The sequence below is a fragment of the Rheinheimera faecalis genome, assembly GCF_021290965.1.
Lineage (GTDB): Bacteria > Pseudomonadota > Gammaproteobacteria > Enterobacterales > Alteromonadaceae > Pararheinheimera > Pararheinheimera faecalis.
Genome location: NZ_JAJOYT010000009.1, coordinates 18,635 through 37,372, shown reverse-complemented (window position 1 = coordinate 37,372; position 18,738 = coordinate 18,635). Strand labels below are relative to the sequence as shown.

Annotated in this window: 20 protein-coding genes; 16 read left to right on the top strand and 4 right to left on the bottom strand. The window is 46.7% G+C overall.

The window, feature by feature from the left end; all coding sequences use genetic code 11:
• Positions 1-94: 94 nt before the first annotated feature.
• Both ompR and envZ read left to right on the top strand, forming a co-directional pair.
• The gene (gene ompR, locus LSG34_RS14845; protein ID WP_053423316.1) at positions 95-820 is read left to right on the top strand and encodes an osmolarity response regulator transcription factor OmpR; all 726 of its coding nucleotides are present in this window, start codon (positions 95-97) and stop codon (positions 818-820) included.
• On the top strand, positions 821-2,131 hold the full coding sequence (gene envZ, locus LSG34_RS14840) for a two-component system sensor histidine kinase EnvZ (RefSeq protein ID WP_233009871.1): 1,311 nt from the start codon (positions 821-823) through the stop codon (positions 2,129-2,131).
• A 51-nt stretch (positions 2,132-2,182) separates the two neighbouring features.
• Here envZ and LSG34_RS14835 read toward each other — a convergent pair whose 3' ends face one another.
• From LSG34_RS14835 to hslR, 3 genes are all read right to left on the bottom strand, one after another.
• Complete coding sequence (locus tag LSG34_RS14835; protein WP_233009870.1) at positions 2,183-3,724, bottom strand: phosphoenolpyruvate carboxykinase; 1,542 nt, start codon at positions 3,722-3,724, stop codon at positions 2,183-2,185.
• Between the two features lie 214 nt (positions 3,725-3,938).
• Complete coding sequence (gene hslO / locus LSG34_RS14830) at positions 3,939-4,787, bottom strand: Hsp33 family molecular chaperone HslO (RefSeq protein WP_233009869.1); 849 nt, start codon at positions 4,785-4,787, stop codon at positions 3,939-3,941.
• Positions 4,788-4,796: 9 nt separating this feature from the next.
• Positions 4,797-5,207 carry a ribosome-associated heat shock protein Hsp15 gene (hslR, locus tag LSG34_RS14825; protein ID WP_233009868.1) on the bottom strand — a complete coding sequence of 137 codons (411 nt, stop codon included), beginning with the start codon at positions 5,205-5,207 and terminating at the stop codon, positions 4,797-4,799.
• A 144-nt stretch (positions 5,208-5,351) separates the two neighbouring features.
• On the opposite strand from hslR, the gene gspC reads away from it, so the two are divergent.
• The 12 genes from gspC to LSG34_RS14765 all read left to right on the top strand — a co-directional run bounded on the left by gspC (position 5,352) and on the right by LSG34_RS14765 (position 16,618).
• A complete protein-coding gene (gspC, locus tag LSG34_RS14820; protein WP_233009867.1) occupies positions 5,352-6,260 on the top strand; it encodes a type II secretion system protein GspC in 909 nt (302 codons plus the stop codon).
• A 26-nt stretch (positions 6,261-6,286) separates the two neighbouring features.
• The gene (gene gspD, locus LSG34_RS14815; RefSeq protein ID WP_233009866.1) at positions 6,287-8,380 is read left to right on the top strand and encodes a type II secretion system secretin GspD; all 2,094 of its coding nucleotides are present in this window, start codon (positions 6,287-6,289) and stop codon (positions 8,378-8,380) included.
• Positions 8,380-9,888: a type II secretion system ATPase GspE gene (gene gspE, locus LSG34_RS14810; protein ID WP_233009865.1), complete on the top strand. Its 1,509-nt coding sequence runs from the start codon at positions 8,380-8,382 to the stop codon at positions 9,886-9,888. Before gspD ends, gspE begins: the two co-directional genes overlap by 1 nt.
• The gene (gene gspF / locus LSG34_RS14805) at positions 9,888-11,108 is read left to right on the top strand and encodes a type II secretion system inner membrane protein GspF (RefSeq protein WP_233009864.1); all 1,221 of its coding nucleotides are present in this window, start codon (positions 9,888-9,890) and stop codon (positions 11,106-11,108) included. The genes gspE and gspF overlap by 1 nt, the downstream gene beginning before the upstream one ends.
• 3 nt (positions 11,109-11,111) lie before the next feature.
• Entirely contained in the window at positions 11,112-11,549 is a 438-nt protein-coding gene (gspG, locus tag LSG34_RS14800; protein WP_233009863.1) for a type II secretion system major pseudopilin GspG, read from the top strand.
• Between the two features lie 3 nt (positions 11,550-11,552).
• Positions 11,553-12,191: a type II secretion system minor pseudopilin GspH gene (gspH, locus tag LSG34_RS14795; protein WP_233009862.1), complete on the top strand. Its 639-nt coding sequence runs from the start codon at positions 11,553-11,555 to the stop codon at positions 12,189-12,191.
• Positions 12,188-12,559 (top strand): type II secretion system minor pseudopilin GspI, encoded by a 372-nt coding sequence (gene gspI / locus LSG34_RS14790; protein WP_233009861.1) that lies wholly within the window; start codon positions 12,188-12,190, stop codon positions 12,557-12,559. The genes gspH and gspI overlap by 4 nt, the downstream gene beginning before the upstream one ends.
• Positions 12,546-13,157, top strand: a complete 612-nt coding sequence (gene gspJ / locus LSG34_RS14785) for a type II secretion system minor pseudopilin GspJ (RefSeq protein WP_233009860.1) — start codon at positions 12,546-12,548, stop codon at positions 13,155-13,157. The genes gspI and gspJ overlap by 14 nt, the downstream gene beginning before the upstream one ends.
• The gene (gene gspK / locus LSG34_RS14780) at positions 13,157-14,137 is read left to right on the top strand and encodes a type II secretion system minor pseudopilin GspK (protein WP_233009859.1); all 981 of its coding nucleotides are present in this window, start codon (positions 13,157-13,159) and stop codon (positions 14,135-14,137) included. Before gspJ ends, gspK begins: the two co-directional genes overlap by 1 nt.
• Positions 14,134-15,324, top strand: a complete 1,191-nt coding sequence (gene gspL, locus LSG34_RS14775; protein WP_233009858.1) for a type II secretion system protein GspL — start codon at positions 14,134-14,136, stop codon at positions 15,322-15,324. The genes gspK and gspL overlap by 4 nt, the downstream gene beginning before the upstream one ends.
• A 70-nt stretch (positions 15,325-15,394) precedes the next feature.
• A complete protein-coding gene (gene gspM / locus LSG34_RS14770) occupies positions 15,395-15,859 on the top strand; it encodes a type II secretion system protein GspM (RefSeq protein WP_233009857.1) in 465 nt (154 codons plus the stop codon).
• Positions 15,860-16,618 (top strand): type II secretion system protein N, encoded by a 759-nt coding sequence (locus LSG34_RS14765; protein WP_233009856.1) that lies wholly within the window; start codon positions 15,860-15,862, stop codon positions 16,616-16,618.
• On the opposite strand, the gene yrfG is transcribed toward LSG34_RS14765, so the two are convergent.
• The gene (gene yrfG, locus LSG34_RS14760; protein ID WP_233009855.1) at positions 16,593-17,282 is read right to left on the bottom strand and encodes a GMP/IMP nucleotidase; all 690 of its coding nucleotides are present in this window, start codon (positions 17,280-17,282) and stop codon (positions 16,593-16,595) included. The genes LSG34_RS14765 and yrfG overlap by 26 nt on opposite strands.
• 61 nt (positions 17,283-17,343) lie before the next feature.
• On the opposite strand from yrfG, the gene nudE reads away from it, so the two are divergent.
• Both nudE and cysQ read left to right on the top strand, forming a co-directional pair.
• Positions 17,344-17,922, top strand: a complete 579-nt coding sequence (gene nudE / locus LSG34_RS14755) for an ADP compounds hydrolase NudE (protein ID WP_233009854.1) — start codon at positions 17,344-17,346, stop codon at positions 17,920-17,922.
• Positions 17,909-18,736, top strand: coding sequence for a 3'(2'),5'-bisphosphate nucleotidase CysQ (gene cysQ / locus LSG34_RS14750; RefSeq protein ID WP_233009853.1), 828 nt, complete (start codon positions 17,909-17,911; stop codon positions 18,734-18,736). The genes nudE and cysQ overlap by 14 nt, the downstream gene beginning before the upstream one ends.
• The last annotated feature ends 2 nt before the right edge of the window (positions 18,737-18,738 follow it).

Genomic DNA, 18,738 nt, shown 5'->3' with positions numbered 1-18,738 from the left:
TACAGACAAACTTTGTAACAACTGAACCCGGCGCATGCCCTCCATGCTCCGGGTTTTTCGTTTATAGTGCTATTCACTTTGCGGAGGGATTTGTATGCTCGGACAAGAAACAACAAAAATTTTAGTCGTAGACGATGACATGAGATTACGTTCTTTATTAGAACGTTATCTGGTGGAACAAGGTTATATTGTCCGTACCTCCGCCAACTTTGAGCAGATGCAGCGTTTAATGGAGCGCGAAAATTTCCATCTGGTGGTGCTGGATCTGATGCTGCCTGGCGAAGATGGTTTATCCATTTGCCGTAAACTGCGCCAACAGGAAAATGAAATTCCTATCATTATGCTGACCGCCAAAGGCGACGAAGTGGACCGTATTATTGGTCTGGAAATGGGCGCTGACGATTACCTGCCTAAACCTTTTAACCCTCGTGAATTGTTAGCCCGTATTCGCGCTGTATTACGTCGTAAATCAAAAGAATTACCTGGTGCGCCTGCAGTGGAAGAAAGCCAGGTGAAATTTGGTCCTTTTGTCTTTAATCTGGCGACCCGCGAAATGCGCAAAGGCGAAGAGCTGATGCCTTTAACCAGCGGTGAATTTGCAGTGTTGAAAGTGCTGGTGACTCATGCCCGTGAACCTTTGTCGCGTGACAAGTTAATGAATATGGCGAGAGGCCGTGATTATTCAGCGATGGAGCGCAGCATAGATGTTCAGGTGTCCCGTTTGCGCCGTATGCTGGAAGACGACCCGACTAACCCGCGTTATATTCAAACTGTCTGGGGTTTGGGTTATGTCTTTGTGCCTGATGGTGCAGTCAGCTAAATGCGTTTGTTTCCGCGCAGCGCTTTTGGTCAGACCGTCTTTCTGATTGGTATTTTATTGCTAATCAATCAGCTGGTGTCTTATTTATCCGTGGTCTATTACGTGATTAAGCCCAGCTATCAACAAATTAACCATCTGATCGCTAAGCAAATCAAAGTGGTCTTTATCGACGTGGAGCACAGTGATGTGCTGCTGTCAGAAGAGTTGACCAAAAGATTCCAGCAAGCTACTGGCATTGAGGTGTATACCGATGCCACAGCGCCTTTAAATGGCTTAAACGATGCCAGTTATTACCCCTATTTCTCTGAGGAAATGTCGCAGGAGCTGGGCGGACCTGCCGAAGTCCGTATTGCGCAAAATAATAGCTACGCCTTCTGGATCAAACCACCACAAGCGCCGCAGTATTGGGTAAAAGTGCCATTAACCGGCCTGGATGAAACCGACTTTTCGCCGCTGAAGATTTATGTCTTTGTTATAGGTTTTTTAAGTGTGGCCGGTGGTTGGTTATTTGCCCGGCAACTCAACAGGCCTTTGCAAGGTTTACAGCAGGCCGCACTGAAAGTAGGACGTGGCGAAATGCCAGAGCCTTTACCTGAACATGGTTCCACAGAAATAGTGGCAGTGACTCAGGCTTTTAACCGTATGGCTAAAGGTATCAGTCAACTGGAGAAAGACCGGGCTTTGTTAATGGCAGGTGTGTCGCATGATTTGCGTACCCCTTTAACCCGTATCCGGCTAGCCAGTGAAATGGTCAGTGAGCAGGACAGTTGGATTAAAGATGGTATTGTCAGTGACATCGAAGATATGAATGCGATCATCGACCAGTTTATTGATTACATTCGTCATCACAAAGAAGAAGCGCTGGATGAAGAAGATTTAAACCTGCTGGTACAGGAGCAAATCAGCGCAGATCGGCTGCAAAAACGTGAAATTAATGCCAGCCTTTGCGAGCCGTTACCACTGGTGCCGCTGCGTCGTATTGCGATAAAACGGGTGCTGAATAATTTGATTGAAAATGCACTGAAGTATTCTGATGGCAGCATTGAAGTCAGCACTGGCGTGGAGCGCGCCAGCCGTAAGGTCTATGTACAGGTGCGGGATCATGGCCCTGGTATTCCTGAACATGAAATGCAACGTATGTTTGAGCCTTTTGCTCAGGGCGATACAGCCCGTGGCAGTGGGGGTTCAGGTTTAGGTTTAGCTATTATTAAAAAGATTGTTGATATGCACCATGGTCAAATCAGTATGCATAACCATGCTTATGGCGGATTAGTGGTGACAGTGTATTTGCCTTTGATCAAAACGGCATAAAAAAGGCTCCCAATGGGAGCCTTTTTTCATTAAATCAGTGTCAAAAAAACATTAAGCTACTTTTGGACCTGCATTGCGGATTGCATCAGATACATCGTATTTCTTAAAGTTATTGGCAAATTCAGCAGCCAGTTTGCTGGCGTACTGATCGTAAGCAGCTTTGTCTGCCCAGGTATCTCTCGGGTTCAGCAAGTTGCTGTCCACACCAGTGACCTTTAACGGCACATTCAGATTTAGTTCTGCTAAATGTACAGTTTCAGCAGTCGCCAATTCACCAGAGACTATAGCGTCGATAATGCCGCGGGTGGTTGGGATGTCAAAACGCTTACCAACGCCATGTGGACCGCCAGTCCAGCCTGTGTTGACTAAATACACTTTGCTGCCAAATTCACGTACACGTTTGATCAAAAGCTCAGCGTATACGCCAGCAGGGCGTGGGAAAAACGGCGCACCAAAACAAGTTGAGAAGGTTGATTCAATAGCAGAAGTTGAACCAATTTCAGTCGAACCTACTTTGGCAGTGTAACCACTTAAGAAGTGATAAGCGGCGGCTTCTTCTGACAGGATAGAAACTGGTGGTAATACACCACTGACATCACAAGTCAGGAAGACGACAGCTTTAGGCTCACCTGCACGGTTTTCCAGTACACGTTTTTCCACATGAGCTAAAGGATAAGCGGCGCGGCTGTTTTGGGTCAGGCTGGCGTCTTTGTAATCCGGAGTACGGTTAGCGTCTAACACCACGTTTTCCAGAATAGTACCGAAGCGGATCGCATCCCAAATTACGGGCTCGTTTTTCTTCGACAAGTCGATACATTTAGCGTAGCAACCGCCTTCAATGTTAAACACTGAGTTAGGCGCCCAGCCGTGTTCGTCATCACCAATCAGGAAACGTTTAGGGTCGGCAGACAAAGTTGTTTTACCTGTGCCTGATAAACCGAAGAATAAGGTGGTATCGCCCGCTTCACCTACGTTGGCCGAACAGTGCATAGGTAATACACCTTTGGCTGGCAACAGGAAGTTTTGTACTGAGAACATGGCTTTTTTCATTTCGCCGGCATAACGCATGCCTGCTAATAACACTTTGCGCTCGGCAAAGTTAATCATCACAGTACCGTCACTGTTAGTGCCGTCACGCTCTGGGTCACATTCAAACGAAGGCACGTTCAGAATTTGCCAGGTCTCTTTGCCGGCTTTGTTCCAGTGTGCTGAAGTGATAAACAGGTTTTTGGCAAAAATATGTTGCCATGCGGTTTCTGTGGTCACCGTCATCGGAATGTAGTGTTCCGGGTCCGCACCTACTTCAAGGTGAGAGACAAAATGTTCTTTGGTCGCAATAAAGTCGCTGACACGAGCCCAAAGCGCAGAAAATTTCACCGGATCAAAAGGACGGTTGACGTTGCCCCATTGAATATCCTGCTCTGTGCTGGCTTCTTTAACAATAAAGCGATCCGTAGGTGAGCGACCAGTTCTATGACCGGTTTTAACCACCAAAGCGCCGTTGTCCGCTAATACACCTTCATTACGACGAATAGCGTGTTCAACTAAATCTGCCACTGTTAAATCGACATGGCGAGTGATTGTAGAGGTCATTGTAGGGTGACTCCTTGAGGTACGTAAGTCGGTAAATTTATGGTTTTTAATAGGGTTCGGGCCGATTGTACTTCATTTGGCATAGCCAAAACACCCTGCAATAGTGGGTTTTGTCGGAAATTTGATGAAAAAATGAAAACTTACAGGGTGGGTTACATCATTGTTTGGCCGCTTGAGAGAGCAATATCAGCTTGCTCTCTCAAGGGGGTTGTGCTTAAAACTTATTCAATAATAAGGACAATTCAGCACTGTCGAATTGATAAGTGCTATTGCAGTAGTCACAACTGATCTCCAGTTTACCTTCGGCTATATGCTCTTCAATGATAGCTTTACCTAAACTGATAATGGCTGATTCACATTTTTCCCGCGAGCAACCACAAACAAAACGTATAGGCTGTGGTGCAAACAACTCCACTTCTTCGTCGTGATACAAACGATGCAGCATTTGTTCTGTTGGCAAATTCAGTAATTCGTCAGAGGTAATAGTGTCTGTCACTATGACTAAATCACTGAAATCCTGTTTGGCCTTTTCAGGGTCAACCGGCAACACCTGTAACAACAAACCTGCTGCCCGGCTTTTACCTTCGGTCAGATCGGTAAATAAATACAAACGGGTTGGCAGTTGCTCCGACTGAGCAAAATAAGCTTCTAAAGTGTCAGTCAGACTATCGCCTGTTAGTGGAATAATGCCCTGATAACGTTCTCCTTGTTTAGGTGTAATAGTCACCAGCATATAACCTTCACCAATCAGATCACGAAAACCTGTGGCGCCAATTTCGGCTTGCAGACGGGCTACACCACGAAACTCTTGTTCTGCTGTGCCGTTCACTGCAGCAAAACGCACCGGACCATCGCCCTGCAACTGCACAGCAATATCGCCATCCAATTTTAAGGTGGCCGTCAGCAAACTGGTGGCTATCACCAATTCGGCCAGTAATTGTTTCACCGGATAAGGGTAATCATGGTTTTGCAGCATTTGCTGCAAACTGTCGGAGGCGTAAGCGATTTCGCCACGGACATCACGTTCATTAAATAAAAAACGTACTAACACATCTTGATTCATAACAGTACCTTAGGATTGCTGCGCTTTGATCAGCAGCAACTGACGACGCATTTTTTTGTCAGGTTTGGTTTCCGGGTGAGGCGCAAACAGCAAATTCATTTTGCGCAATTCAGCTCTTTCCAGTTTTAGCTTCATGCTCTCTTCTGTTTCCTGATACAGAGCCTGAGCCAATGGTGCAGCCAGTCTTTTTTCAGACAAGGCCTGAACTATCACAGTTCGTTCGTCCGTGCCTTGGGTCAGTTTTATCGTCGCTCCGACTTCAACCGTTCTGCTGGCTTTGCAACGCTGACCATTATAATGAACTTTTCCACCTTCGATCATGTCTTTTGCCAGCGCTCTGGTTTTATAAAAGCGACAAGCCCACAGCCATTTATCTAAACGTAATATAACTGTGGTAGGCTGGTTTACCGATTTATCCATGCCTGTTCTCCGCTGCAAGTGTACATAAAGTATAGTCCCGGGCTCTGTCTAAAGTCATAGGTTTCGGAATTGTGATATGTAGGCTTGTTGAGGACAAAACAACTGGGTAAGATGCAATGAGTTTTGTAACAGAATTATTAAAGAATGAATTGGCTCGCTTCCACCAGACCCGCCATTGAATGGCTGACCCGTTTGCCGCAACAACGCCTGAATTTCTGGCTGACCGGAATTTTTGTGCTGCTGTTTTGTTGGTTACTGGCGAAATTAAGTTGGCAACTGTTACCAACACCAGAAGCCGAACCCATTAGTGCTGCGGTGACAGCCTCTGGTCCTGGTGCGCCGGATCTGAAATCTTTGTTGGCTGCCAGTTTATTTGGCAAAGCCTCAGAAACTGCAGAAGTTGCTCCTGTTGCTGTGCCTTCTTCAGCACCCAAAACCACTCTGAATGTCAAACTGACAGGTGTGGTATCTATTGCTGGCAAACCTGAACAAGGCTCGGCGGTGATAGAAAGTCAGGGCACTGAACAAACTTATGGTGTAGAGGATAAAATTGAAGGTACCAGCGCCAGTTTAAGTCAGGTATTTGAAGACCGTGTGCTGCTGAAAGTGTCCTCCCGTTTTGAAACCCTGATGCTCGATGGTATCGAATATCAGCAAATGGCTGCTGAAAATGGTGGTTTACAGGAAGTGGATTATCAGCCCCAGTCTGAACCAATGATGGACGGTCCTCAGCCACCGCTTGAAGAACTTGCTGATGTGCGTAAAGAAATGATGTCGGAACCTATGAAGTTTTTCGACTATATTCGTGCTTCGCCGCAATACCGTAACGGTCAGTTGTATGGTTACCGTGTGACACCGGGTAAAGATCCTGAATTATTTGAACGCATGGGTTTAAAAGCTAACGATGTAGCCGTTGAAATTAACGGTACTGCGTTAAATGATATGCAGCAGGCCATGATGGTCATGAATGAATTACGTGAAGCAACACAAGCTTCTATTAAGGTTGAACGTGATGGCCAGACCAGAGACATTGTCTTTAGTCTGTCACAATAATAATTAATTAAGATGGTTAAACTCTAATGAAGTCAGTGACATCTTCTCGTGTGCAAATTTCCCGTTGGTTTGGTTTGGGCGCTATTGCGCTGCTGAGTTTTTTTGCAACTGCAACTGAATATCAGCCGAACTTTAAAGGCACAGATATCAACGAATTTATTAATATTGTTGGTAAAAATCTGAATAAAACCATCATTGTGGATCCGCAGGTGCGTGGCCGTATTAATGTGCGTAGCTACGAAATGCTGAACGAAAAACAGTATTACCAGTTTTTCTTAAACGTGTTGGAAGTCTATGACTTTTCAGTCGTTGAAATGAAAAGTGGTGTGCTGAAAGTGGTGCGGCAAAAAGATGCGAAAACCTCCAACATTCCTGTAGTCAGTGACAATGCCGGTGCTTTGGGCGACGAAATGGTTACCCGTGTTGTACAGGTGAAAAACGTTTCAGTCCGTGAATTAGCTCCGTTATTGCGCCAGTTTGTCGATCAAAGTGGTGGCGGCAGTGTGGTGAACTATGATCCGTCCAACGTCATTATGATGACAGGCCAGGCCGAGACAGTGAACCGTTTGGTCGACATTATTTCCCGTGTCGATAAAGCTGGTGATCAGGATCTGGAAGTTATCAAGTTAAGTTACGCTTCGTCTGCCGAAGTGGTACGTATTCTGGAAAATATCTATAAAAATCAGGGTAAATCTGAACAGCCTGAATTTTTAATTCCAAAAATTGTAGCTGATGAGCGTACTAACAGTGTGATTGTCAGTGGTGAGCGTCAGGCGCGTGAACGTGTTGTGGCTTTAGTGCAGCGTCTGGATGCTGAATTGGAAAGTCAGGGCAATACTCGCGTGTATTACCTGAAATACGCGAAAGCCGAAGATTTAGTCAAAGTCTTACAAGGTGTCAGCGCTACTATAGCTGCAGAATCTCAGGGCGCAGCCACTCAGGCACAAGGTGCCCGTACTGCAGGCAAAGGCCGGGATGTCAGTATTGAAGCTCATGCTGAAAGCAATTCTTTAGTCATTACCGCTCAGCCAGACGTATTACGTTCACTGGAAGATGTGATTCGCCAGGTGGATATCCGTCGTGCTCAGGTGCTGGTCGAAGCCATTATCGTTGAAGTAGCGGATAACTCAGGTGCCAACTTAGGGGTGCAATGGATCAGTGCTCAGGGTGGTTTAACTCAGTTTAATAACGGCGTCGTGCCTATCAGCCAGATTGCGGCCGGTGCTGCTGCGGCCAGGACTGTCAAAGGAACTACCGTAGTAAATGAAGAGACTGGTGTCACTACAGTAAATCCGGACCAAAATGGTGACTACACTGCCTTGGGTGAAGCCTTAGGTGGCGTCACCGGCATGATGCTGGGCGTAGTAAAAAATGATTGGGGCGCTATTTTACAGGCTGTGACCAGTGACAGTAATTCGAATATTCTTGCCACACCTTCTCTGACTACGCTGGATAATCAGGAATCTTCTTTTATTGTTGGTGAAGAAGTGCCTATTAAAACCACCACCAGCCCAGGCTCAGGTGGCACTAATCCTTTTACCACTTTAGACCGGATTGAAGTAGGTATTAAGCTGAAAGTAACACCTCAGATTAACGAAGGTAATGCGGTTAAACTCACCATAGAGCAGGAAGTGTCAGGCCGTAATGGTGATATTGAAGGCAACCCTATCATCGCCAAAAGGGAAATTAAAACCACTGTGCTGGCTGACAATGGCGCTACCGTCGTGTTGGGGGGGTTAATTGATGAAGATGTGCAACAAAGTGAATCTAAAGTGCCGCTATTAGGTGATATACCGGTATTAGGGGCTTTATTCCGTTCTACCTCTTCAACTAAACGTAAACGTAATCTGATGATTTTTATCAAACCGACCATTATGCGTGACGATGGTTTGCTCAGTGAAGTCAGTCAGCGTAAATACAATTATGTAAGAGCTGAGCAACTGGCTCAGGGTGAAAAAGGTATTCATCTGATGCCTGGCGCTGAAACACCAGCTATGCCTGAATTTGATGAAACCTTAATTATTCCACCTACTTTTGATGAATATTTGCAGAAAAAAGAAGCTCAGGACAAAGGGGCTACGACACCGGCAGCACAACCTGCAGAGCAGGGGAACAACTAATGTCTGCTGTTGATCTGAATGACATGCAGCCAGTAGTAGCCAAAGTGCGTTTGCCTTTTGGCTTTGCCAAACGTTTTGGTGTTTTGTTGCAGGCCCATGCCGACGGCTGGTTGCTATATGTTAATCCTCAGACACCGCCTACTGCATTGCTGGAAGTGCGGCGTTTATTATCCGCGCCTTTTAAAGTGCAGAAACTGCAACAAACTGAATTTGATGCGTTGTTGGAAGCCTCTTATCAGCGTGATTCATCCGAAGCTCAGCAGATTATGCAGGACATTGGCAACGAAGTGGATTTAGCCTCTTTGGCTGACGAAATTCCTGAGACTGAAGATTTATTAGAAAACGAAGACGATGCGCCGATCATTAAACTGATCAATGCCATGCTTGGCGAAGCCATTAAGTTGGGCGCTTCGGATATTCATGTCGAAACCTTTGAAAAAAATCTGGTGGTACGTTTTCGGGTTGATGGTGTTTTAAGAGAAGTATTAAAACCTAACCGTAAGTTATCCAGTTTACTGGTGTCCCGTATCAAAGTAATGGCCAAGCTGGACATAGCTGAAAAACGTGTGCCACAAGATGGTCGTATTAGTTTGCGTATTGCGGGTCGGGCTGTGGATGTGCGGGTATCAACCATGCCATCCAGTCATGGCGAGCGGGTTGTTATGCGTTTGCTCGACAAAAATAACTCGCATCTGGATTTAAATAAGCTGGGTATGACACCGGCTATACAACAAAGCTTTTCGCAGCAGATTTTAAAACCTCACGGCATTATTCTGGTCACAGGCCCTACAGGTTCGGGTAAAAGTACCACCTTGTATGCAGGTCTGACCGAGATCAACACCAAAGACCGTAATATTCTGACGGTCGAAGATCCTATTGAATACGAACTCGAAGGTATAGGCCAGACTCAGGTCAATACCAAGGTGAATATGACTTTCGCCCGTGGCTTGCGCGCCATTTTACGTCAGGATCCTGATGTGGTGATGGTGGGTGAAATCCGTGATTTAGAAACCGCGCAAATTGCAGTACAGGCCAGTTTAACCGGCCACTTAGTCTTAAGTACTCTGCACACTAATACCGCCTCTGGTGCCATTACCCGTCTGGAAGATATGGGGGTTGAACCCTTTTTATTATCCTCCAGTTTATTGGGTGTATTAGCGCAGCGTCTGGTACGAACTTTATGTGTGCACTGTAAACAAGCCCACGAGCCGGATAAAGAAGAGCGGGCTTTACTGGGCGTTACAAAAAAAGACGGAACAGTGATTTATCGTGCTGTAGGCTGCGAGCACTGTAATCAGACGGGTTACCGTGGCCGGACCGGTATTCATGAATTGCTGGTCGTTGACGAGCATACCCGCGAACTGATCCATAACGGCAAAGGCGAGCAGTCGATTGAGAAATACATTCGGACTCAAGGCCCAAGTATCCGCCAGGACGGCTTCAGCAAAGTATTAACGGGTGAAACCACGCTGGAAGAAGTATTGCGTGTGACCCGAGAGGATCTGTAGTGCCAGCTTTTGAATACCAGGCCATGGACGCCAAAGGGCGTCGTAGTAAAGGTGTACTGGAAGCCGATAATGCCCGTCAGGCCCGTCAGCTATTGCGTGAGCAAAAGTTAACGCCTCTGAGTTTAGAGCTGGCTTCGCGTCAGGAAAAACTGCTGGCGTCCGGTAAAAAATGGTTCCAATCTGGTATCAGCGCCAGTGAATTAGCGCTGATCACCCGTCAGATGTCGACTCTGATCGAAGCGGGCTTGCCGATAGAAAGTGCTTTGCTTGCTGTATCAGAACAATGTGATAAAGCCCGTTTGCAAAGCATGATGATGTCAGTGCGCTCTAAAGTGGTAGAAGGGTATAGCCTGGCTGAAGGTCTGGCTGAGTTTCCTTATGTCTTTGATCACTTGTTTACTTCTATGGTGGCGGCAGGGGAGAAATCAGGCCATTTGGACGCCGTATTAAACCGGTTAGCGGATTACACTGAACAACGTCAGCATATGCGCAGTCAGATTATGCAGGCGCTGCTTTATCCTGCCATTCTGACCTTTTTTGCTATAGCTGTGATCAGTATTTTGCTGGCTGCTGTGGTGCCACAAATTGTGGGTCAGTTTGAACATATGGGGCAAAGCTTGCCCGGCTCTACTTTATTTTTAATAGCCGCCAGTGACTTTTTACGCTCCTATGGCCTACTTGTGGTGCTGGCTATTTTTCTGGCTATTGCTGCATTTAAACGGGCGCTGAAGAAGCCTGCTTTTAAACTGAAAATAGACACCCGACAATTAAAGCTGGGGTTGATTGGTAAAGTCAGCCGTGGTTTAAACACGGCCCGTTTTGCCCGTACTTTAAGTATTCTGAACGCCAGCGCCGTGCCTTTGCTGGAAGCTATGCGTATCAGTGCTGATGTGCTGGATAACAGTTATATGCGTCAGTCTATTGCTGAAGCTACCTTGAAAGTCCGCGAAGGTTCTTCACTGAAAAACGCGCTGGAGCAAACTAAATTATTCCCGCCTATGATGCTGCATATGATCGCCTCAGGCGAAAAAAGTGGTCAGTTGGATGGCATGTTAGAGCGTGCCGCCAATACGCAGGACAGGGAATTTGAAACCCTGGTCACTGTCTCACTGAAAGTATTTGAACCTGTTTTAGTTGCCGTGATGGCTGGCATAGTTTTATTTATTGTAATGGCGATTCTGCAGCCTATTTTGGCATTAAACAATTTAGTCGGAGGTTAAAAAATGCAACAACAAAAAGGTTTTACCTTGTTAGAAGTGATGGTTGTTATTGTTATTTTGGGTGTTATCGCCAGTATGGTTGTGCCTAACTTAATGGGCAATCAGGAAAAAGCGGCCAAACAAAAAGTGGTGGTGGATATTCAGCAGCTGGAAAATGCACTGGACTTATACAAGCTGGACAACGGCTTTTATCCAACCACAGAACAAGGCTTACAAGCTTTAGTGACCCAGCCAACGTCAGAGCCTATGCCACGTTCTTTCCCTGAAGGCGGTTTTATCAAACGCCTGCAAAAAGACCCATGGGACAACGATTATTTGTTAGTCAGTCCGGGAGAGATGGGTCGTATTGACGTGTATTCAATGGGGCCAGACCGTGTTGCCGGCACAGATGATGATATAGGCAACTGGAATCTGGATGCGCCGGAAGCGCAGCAAAACTAAAGCATGAAACACCACCGCGGTTTTACATTGCTGGAAATCATGTTAGTGATGCTATTGCTTGGCTTGATGGCATCCTACGTGGTGGTGAATTTTGTCAGTGAATCCAGAACTGCGCGTATTCAGAAAGAAACCGACCGGTTACAGCAACTGGTGCAGGTGATCTCTGAAACTGCCATTTTAAAGCAGCAGGATTTTGGCTTAGTCCTGAACGACAAAGGCTATCAGTTTTTGGTGCACGATGGACAGAAATGGCTGGAAGTAGGTGAACCTAAGTTTATGCAGTTTCATCCCTGGCCTGAAACAGTGAAGGCTGAGCTAGAGCTGGAAGGCTTAAGCTGGGCAGAGGATAGTATTTTAGGTCAGGAAGAGTTCCGCAAACTGCAGGAAGAATTGCTCGAACAGCAAGAAGAAGCGGCCGAAGAAGAAGAGAAAAAAGCAGGTAAAGACGGGAAAACCAAAGGTCCGGCAAAAAGCCGCGAGAAACCTTTGTTGCCCAATATCTATATTTTATCGTCCGGCGACATTAGTCCTTTTCAGTTGGTGTTGGCGGATGAAACTGAGCGTCCTTTTTGGTATCAGGTGCTCAAAGGCGAATACAGTATTCCGCTGACTAAATCTGAAGTGGAAAACGACAGACCATGAAAAGCAAAGGTTTTACCCTGATTGAGTTGCTGATTGCTATGGCTGTATTTGCCACTGCTGGTGCTGCTGTGATGAAAACGGCTTCTGAGCATATGAACTCTATTTCTCATCTGGAAAACCTGACCTTTGCATCTTATGTCGCAGAAAATCAGTTGAATGCTGTTTTTCTGGAAAAAACCTGGCCATTAAAAAGCGAACAAAAAACTGTGGAATTTGCTAACCGCAACTGGTTATGGCAACAGGAAATCCAAAAAACTGCAGATGCGAATTTCAGTGCTGTGGTAGTGAAAGTCAGTCTGGCTGATAACCCGGAAAAAGTGGTGTATCAGTTACAAACTTTTGTAGGTAAGCCAGATGCCGAACGTTAAGGCGGGTCGTGGTTTTACTTTTATTGAAATGTTGCTGGCGATGGCCATTTTCGCCTTAGTCGGTTTGGCATCGGCCAGCGTATTGTCCAGTGTGACAGAGTCTGACGCTGCTTCCCAAAAGGCTGCAGAGCGTTTGGCGCAAATACAAAGATTTTTCCTGATTTTAGAACGTGATCTGGCACAAATCAGTGCACGTCAAATTCGGGTAGAAGGTGAAGATCCGCTCAAATCCCCTTTGCTTGGCGACAAGCTGATGCTGGAGAGTGAAGAGGGTGGTTTTGCTTTTGTGCACAGCGGTTGGCGTAACCCGGGTATGGTATTGCCGCGTAGCGAAATTCAGGCTGTGGGTTATCGTTTTCGTGAAGGTAAAATTGAGCGACTCTTTAGTTTATTTCCGGATGCTGTGACAGGCAGCGAACCTAAAGTGCAGCCTTTGCTGGATAAGGTCACAGGTTTTAAAGTGGAATTTTTAAAAGACGAAGAGTGGCTGGAAACCTGGAATGACGAGAAGTTGCCCAAAGCTATCCGGTTAACTATCACACATGAACAGCTAGGTGAAATGCAGCGTTTTTACACCTTAATGAACGGATTAACCTGATGCGCCGACAAGCAGGTGTGGCATTAGTGGTCGTCATGATGATTGTCGCTTTGGTGGTTGTTATCGCTGTGGGGATGAGTGGCCGTTTGCAGTTACAATTGCAACGACAGCTGAATTTACAGCAACAACAACAAGCCTACTGGTATGGCATAGCAGCTGAACAGGCCAGTATTCAGCTACTGAAAAGCACTGTGGCTGGCAAAGAAACGGTAAATTTGTCACAGGACTGGGCGCAGTTAGGCGCTACTTTTCCGGTCGACAGCGGTACTATTACCGGCAAGCTGATTGATTTACAAAGCTGCTTTAACTTAAATAATTTACAGCGACCTGCCGATCAACAGCAGGTTGGAGCTGGTCAAACGGCCAGCCAAAAAGCTTTCCAGCGTTTGCTGGAGCTAAAGGCGACAGATTTGTCGATGCCAGCTGAGTATTTAACAGCCCGTGTCAGCGACTGGCTGGATGCTGATAGTTTGTTGCAAACTGCCGGTGGCGCCGAGCAAGACGACTATGCTGGTTTGCAGATGCCGTTTTATACGGCCAATAGTTTGATGGGTTCAACCTCCGAATTACGGGTGATGCTGGATTTAACTCCTGCAGATTACGAGTTGGTCAGACCCTGGGTTTGTGTGATCCCTAAAGTCAGTACCAGTAAACTGAATATCAATACGATCACAGCGGAAAATGCAGCCTTATTGTCGGCTTATATTCCTGAATTAGATGAAGGCGCAGCCTCAGATTTAATAGGCAGCAGACCAGAAGAAGGTTTTGCCACTCTGGATGAAGTCTGGGCCAGCCCACAATTGGCAAGTATCAGCGTCACGGACGAGGTCAAAGCCATGATGGCAATAAATTCGAATTATTTTTTGCTCGAAACCACAGTCACTTATATGGACACCGTTTTTAATCTGGCGTCTGTACTGGTGATTGACGAGCAACAAAAAGTAAAAGTGATAGCGCGGCGGTTTGGAGGCCAGTGGTGAACGAACAATTAATAATAAGACTGGGCAGTCAGCCACAGCAGCCAATCAGTTGGTTGGTTTGGTCCGCCGTCAATCAAGAGATTATCGCTTCAGGTCAACTGGCATCTGCCGATGAGTTGTCTGCGTTGTCCGAGCGTTTAGGTCGCCGTCCTGTTGTGGCTTTAGTGCCAGCGGCTGATGTGGTGCTAAGTGAAGTATTATTGCCGTCTAAACCAAACCGGCAAATTATTCAGGCCTTGCCTTATATGCTTGAAGAAGAGCATGCCGAAGATATAGAGCAGCTGTATCTGGCTTTAGGCCAATGCCAGCAGCGTGGTAAAGAATATTGGCAGCAAGTGGCTTTGTGTAAAAAGGTCCAGTTGGAGCAGTGGGTTGGGTCATTAGTAGTTGCAGGTTTCCAGCCAACACAGCTGTTGCCTGATGCTTTGTTATTGCCTTTACATCAGGATGGCGCTTCGGCCATAGAACTGGCTGGGCAATGGTTATTACGTCAGGGCCAATGGCAGGCGTCCAGTATTGAACCTGGTTGGTGGGCGGACTTTTTAAGCCTGGCGAATATCGAATTGATCCATAGCTACAGTCCCTGGCCCACAGAAATACTGCAAAACGTGCAGGCGGCAGAGCCTGAACTACCTCTGGCGTTGTTGGCGCAGCAACTGCCGGAACAACGTTTTAGTTTATTACAGGGCCAGTACGCCCCTAAAAAAGCTCAGAACAAAATCTGGTCTGTATGGCAAAGCTCGATCGCCTTGGGTACGGCTTGCCTGGCTTTATATCTGATCACTTTAGCCTTTGGGGTATGGCAACAAGGACAACAGCTGCAGCAACAAAGGGCGGAACTGGTGACTTTGTATAAAAGCCGGTTCCCGGCAGAATCTACCCGTGATATTTCCCGTCAGTTGGCGCGTAAATTACAAGGCGCAGGCACAGCTCAGGATGCCAGTTTGTTTAGCTTGCTGAATGATTTACAGCAGGAGCTGGCTGCAACAACTAATGTGCGTTTAGATAACTTAAAGTATGACCAGAAAACCAGCGAGCTGCGGTTTCAGGCTGAAGCCGACAGTTTCCAGCGCTTTGACAACTTAAAAACCAGGCTGGAGCAAAAAGGCTTCGAAGTGAAACAAGGCGCTTTAAGTAACGAAGGTGGCAAAGTACAAGGTACTGTAGCCATGAAGGTGAAAGCATGAACCATTGGCAGGACAGACAATTTTCACAGCTGAAGGCTGCCAGTCAGGATGCGGTACATGGAGGTAGCTTATGAGCCAAATGAAACAACTACAAAGCTGGTGGCAGTCGCTGCAAAAACGTGAACAACAGCTGGTGTTGGGCGCTGGTGTTACTTTAGCCATAGCGGCTTTTTATTGGCTGTTATGGGCTCCGTTGCATTTGAGTTATCAGACTCAGCAGCAGCAACTGCAGCAGGTGAGTCAACAACTGGTGCAAGTGCGCAGTTATCCAGTGGTCTCCACTCAGACCAAAGTACAAGGCAGCCTGACAGATCTGATTAGCTCCAGCGCCCGCACCCATAAAATTCAGGTCAGCCGGATGCAACCACAAAATGATCAGATGCAGGTGATGCTGAACGATATTAGTTTTGATCAATTACTGGCCTGGCTGCATGAATTACAGTATCAGCATAATGTCAGCATAGTGCAGCTGGATTTAGCTGTTGCCGATGCGCCAGGTATGGTGCGTGTCCGTCGTTTATTGGTTGAGTCGTAAATGAATTATAAAAAAATAATCCCGGCCGCTATTGGTCTGTATCTGCTGTTTTTACTTGTGTTGGCACCAGCGGCCTGGTGGTTAAAGCTGGTGACTTTACCACCACAGGTTCAGTTAGGGCCTGTCAGCGGCACTTTATGGCAAGGTCAGGTGCAGGCAGTATCACTCAATGGTTATGTATTGCAGCAGGTGAATTGGCAATTCAAGCCATGGGCTTTATTCACCGGAAAATTGGCATTATCGCTGGATATTGGCCAAATTCGCCAAACCACTTTGCCTTACGCCAAAGCTCAACTGGCTTATGGTTTCTCCGGATTAGAGCTGGAGACCAGCCAGCTACGTTTGCCAGTAGAACCTATAATACCTTTACTGAAACTCCGTTTGCCGTTTCAGGTGGCAGCCAGTGGCACTATGCTGCTGAATATTCAGAATTTCACTATGGGACAACCCTGGTGTGAGCAATTGGCAGGTAAAGCCAGCTGGCTGGACGCCAAGTTTCAGGCGCCTTCAGGCTGGATTGATTTAAAAGCCATAGATGCGAACTTAAGTTGTGAACAGGGTCAGCTGCAACTGGTGACAGAACCTGGCAATCCGTTGGCGCTGAATGTGACGGCGCTGATCGGTGAACAAGGTAAGTATCAGCTCAATGGCACTATGAAACCAGACGCCAGCTTGCCAAAAGAAGTGCATCAGGCGATGCAGTTTGTTGGCCAGCCGGACGCAGAGGGGCGTTTTACTCTGAAATTACAGAGCCGCTAGCTGAACCGTGAATATCCGCCAGTAACACCGAATAATCTTCTATAGCCGGAAACTCAGTGATAGCTCTGCTGGGTTTCTGGCTGTCAGGATTGGCCACTGCCAATAAATGACCTATGCCAAAACGTTGAGCGGACTGCAAAATCGGCAGGCTGTCGTCGACAAACAAAGTGCGCTTCGGGTCAAAGCCAAAACGTTGTTGCAACTGCTGCCATAACTCCTGTTGTTCTTTAGTTACGCCAAATTCATGAGTCGACACCAGGGTATCAATATAACTGGCAAGAGTAGTGCGTTCGATTTTTAACGATAACGAATCCGGGTGAGCATTGGTCACCAAAATCACTTTACGGCCAGAGTTTTTTAATGCTGTTAAAAAGGCTGGGGTATCAGCGCGCATCTGAATTTTATCCATCACTTCACGTTTCAGCTCTGTGATAGGCAAAGACAGTCGTTTGGTCCAGTAGTCCAGGCAATACCACTCAATTTTGCCATTGAGTTCATGGTATTCAGCTTCGAGCTGTTGTTTTGCTTCGCTCACACTGATGCCACTAAGCTCTGCCCAGCGTTTTGGTAAATGCTCCAGCCAGAAGTAGTTATCAAAGTGTAAATCCAGCAGAGTACCGTCCATATCCAGCAAAACGGTATCAATTTGTCTCCAGTCCAGCATAGGTTTTTCCAGCTAATCCATTTATAGTAAGGCGATGGCCCATTGTAGCAGAGGCAGTTTTATGGCGCAGCGCGACGGCGACAAAGAAAAACCGCAAATTTTAGATCAAAAACTGGTTGCTGAAAGTCGGCTGTTTAAAATTGAACAGCTGGATCTGCAATTCAGCAACGGTGAAAAACGCACCTACGAGCGGATGAAAGGCGGTAGCCGTGGTGCAGTGATGGTAGTGGCTTGTCCTGAACCTGGCAGTTTTTACTTAATACGGGAATACTGTGCTGGTACTCATGATTATCAGCTGGGTTTCCCTAAAGGTCTGATCGATCCCGGTGAAACTGTAGCTGAAGCCGCTAACCGCGAACTTCAGGAAGAAATAGGTTTTAAAGCCGGACGTTTAATTCCTTTAAAAACCGTGGCCTTAGCTCCGGGATACTTTAGTGCTACAATGCATATTGTATTAGCTTTGGATTTAACAGCCTCCAGTTTGCCAGGTGACGAACCCGAACCTTTGGAACTGGTGCCATGGCAGTGGCAACAGCAGCTTGAGTTGTTAGATCAGAGCGATTTCACTGAGGCTCGCAGTGTAGCGGCCTTGTTCTTAGCCCGAGATTATCTGGACAAGCATCAGGATGTTTTTAAGTAGGTTATTAGAACCTGTCAAAGACGCAGCTCGTGCCGCTGGTGATACCTTATGGTCTATTTACCAGAGTGGCGACTATGAAGCCAAACATAAAGCGGATGAAAGCCCTGTCACCAGTGCTGATTTGGCTGCCAATGCTCTGATCCTGCATGCCTTAACCGAACTAACTCCTGATATTCCTGTGGTTTCTGAAGAAATGCATTTATTGCCGCTACGCCAGCGTCAGGATTGGCCCCGCTACTGGCTGATCGATCCTATGGACGGCACTCAGGAGTTTATTGCCCGCAGCGGCGATTTTGCCGTCAGCATAGCGCTGGTTGAACATGGCTGGCCTGTATTGGGGGTGATTTATTGGCCCAAAGAACAAATCTGGTATTACGCTACCCGCGGCAATGGTGCTTTTAAACAGCAACAGCATTTGATCAATCGCATTCGGGTTAATCAGCATCAATCCGGTGATGTTCTCAAAATTGCGGTCAGTCGTCGCCAGCCGATAGAGCATATCCATCAGCTGTTAAATACGCCTGCCTGCTCAGAATTTATAGCGCTTGGCAGTTGCTCTTTAAAAAGCTGTTTAGTGGCTGAAGGTGGCGCAGATTGTTACCTGCGTTTAGGCCCGACGGGCGAATGGGATACAGCTGCTGTGCATGTAATAGTTGAAGAAGCCGGTGGTAAAATTCTCGATAGTCAGTTTGCACCTTTAAGTTATAACCAGCGTGAAACTCTGTCGAACCCCGACTTTATGGTGATAGGCCGCTCTGAAGTGCCATGGACTGAACTGATCCGGGCCCATAGCGCGACCAGAACTTTAGGCTGATT

Bases quoted from the DNA above. Each gene is read 5' to 3' on its own strand.
- gspE (WP_233009865.1), top strand. From the start codon at position 8,380: ATGTCTGCTGTTGATCTGAATGACATGCAGCCAGTAGTAGCCAAAGTG.
- cysQ (WP_233009853.1), top strand. From the start codon at position 17,909: ATGTTTTTAAGTAGGTTATTAGAACCTGTCAAAGACGCAGCTCGTGCC.
- LSG34_RS14835 (WP_233009870.1), bottom strand. From the start codon at position 3,724: ATGACCTCTACAATCACTCGCCATGTCGATTTAACAGTGGCAGATTTA.
- LSG34_RS14765 (WP_233009856.1), top strand. From the start codon at position 15,860: ATGAATTATAAAAAAATAATCCCGGCCGCTATTGGTCTGTATCTGCTG.
- gspI (WP_233009861.1), top strand. From the start codon at position 12,188: ATGAAAAGCAAAGGTTTTACCCTGATTGAGTTGCTGATTGCTATGGCT.
- gspK (WP_233009859.1), top strand. From the start codon at position 13,157: ATGCGCCGACAAGCAGGTGTGGCATTAGTGGTCGTCATGATGATTGTC.
- gspJ (WP_233009860.1), top strand. From the start codon at position 12,546: ATGCCGAACGTTAAGGCGGGTCGTGGTTTTACTTTTATTGAAATGTTG.
- gspG (WP_233009863.1), top strand. From the start codon at position 11,112: ATGCAACAACAAAAAGGTTTTACCTTGTTAGAAGTGATGGTTGTTATT.
- ompR (WP_053423316.1), top strand. From the start codon at position 95: ATGCTCGGACAAGAAACAACAAAAATTTTAGTCGTAGACGATGACATG.
- yrfG (WP_233009855.1), bottom strand. From the start codon at position 17,282: ATGCTGGACTGGAGACAAATTGATACCGTTTTGCTGGATATGGACGGT.
- hslR (WP_233009868.1), bottom strand. From the start codon at position 5,207: ATGGATAAATCGGTAAACCAGCCTACCACAGTTATATTACGTTTAGAT.
- gspD (WP_233009866.1), top strand. From the start codon at position 6,287: ATGAAGTCAGTGACATCTTCTCGTGTGCAAATTTCCCGTTGGTTTGGT.
- gspM (WP_233009857.1), top strand. From the start codon at position 15,395: ATGAGCCAAATGAAACAACTACAAAGCTGGTGGCAGTCGCTGCAAAAA.
- gspH (WP_233009862.1), top strand. From the start codon at position 11,553: ATGAAACACCACCGCGGTTTTACATTGCTGGAAATCATGTTAGTGATG.
- envZ (WP_233009871.1), top strand. From the start codon at position 821: ATGCGTTTGTTTCCGCGCAGCGCTTTTGGTCAGACCGTCTTTCTGATT.
- gspC (WP_233009867.1), top strand. From the start codon at position 5,352: ATGAATTGGCTCGCTTCCACCAGACCCGCCATTGAATGGCTGACCCGT.
- hslO (WP_233009869.1), bottom strand. From the start codon at position 4,787: ATGAATCAAGATGTGTTAGTACGTTTTTTATTTAATGAACGTGATGTC.
- nudE (WP_233009854.1), top strand. From the start codon at position 17,344: ATGGCGCAGCGCGACGGCGACAAAGAAAAACCGCAAATTTTAGATCAA.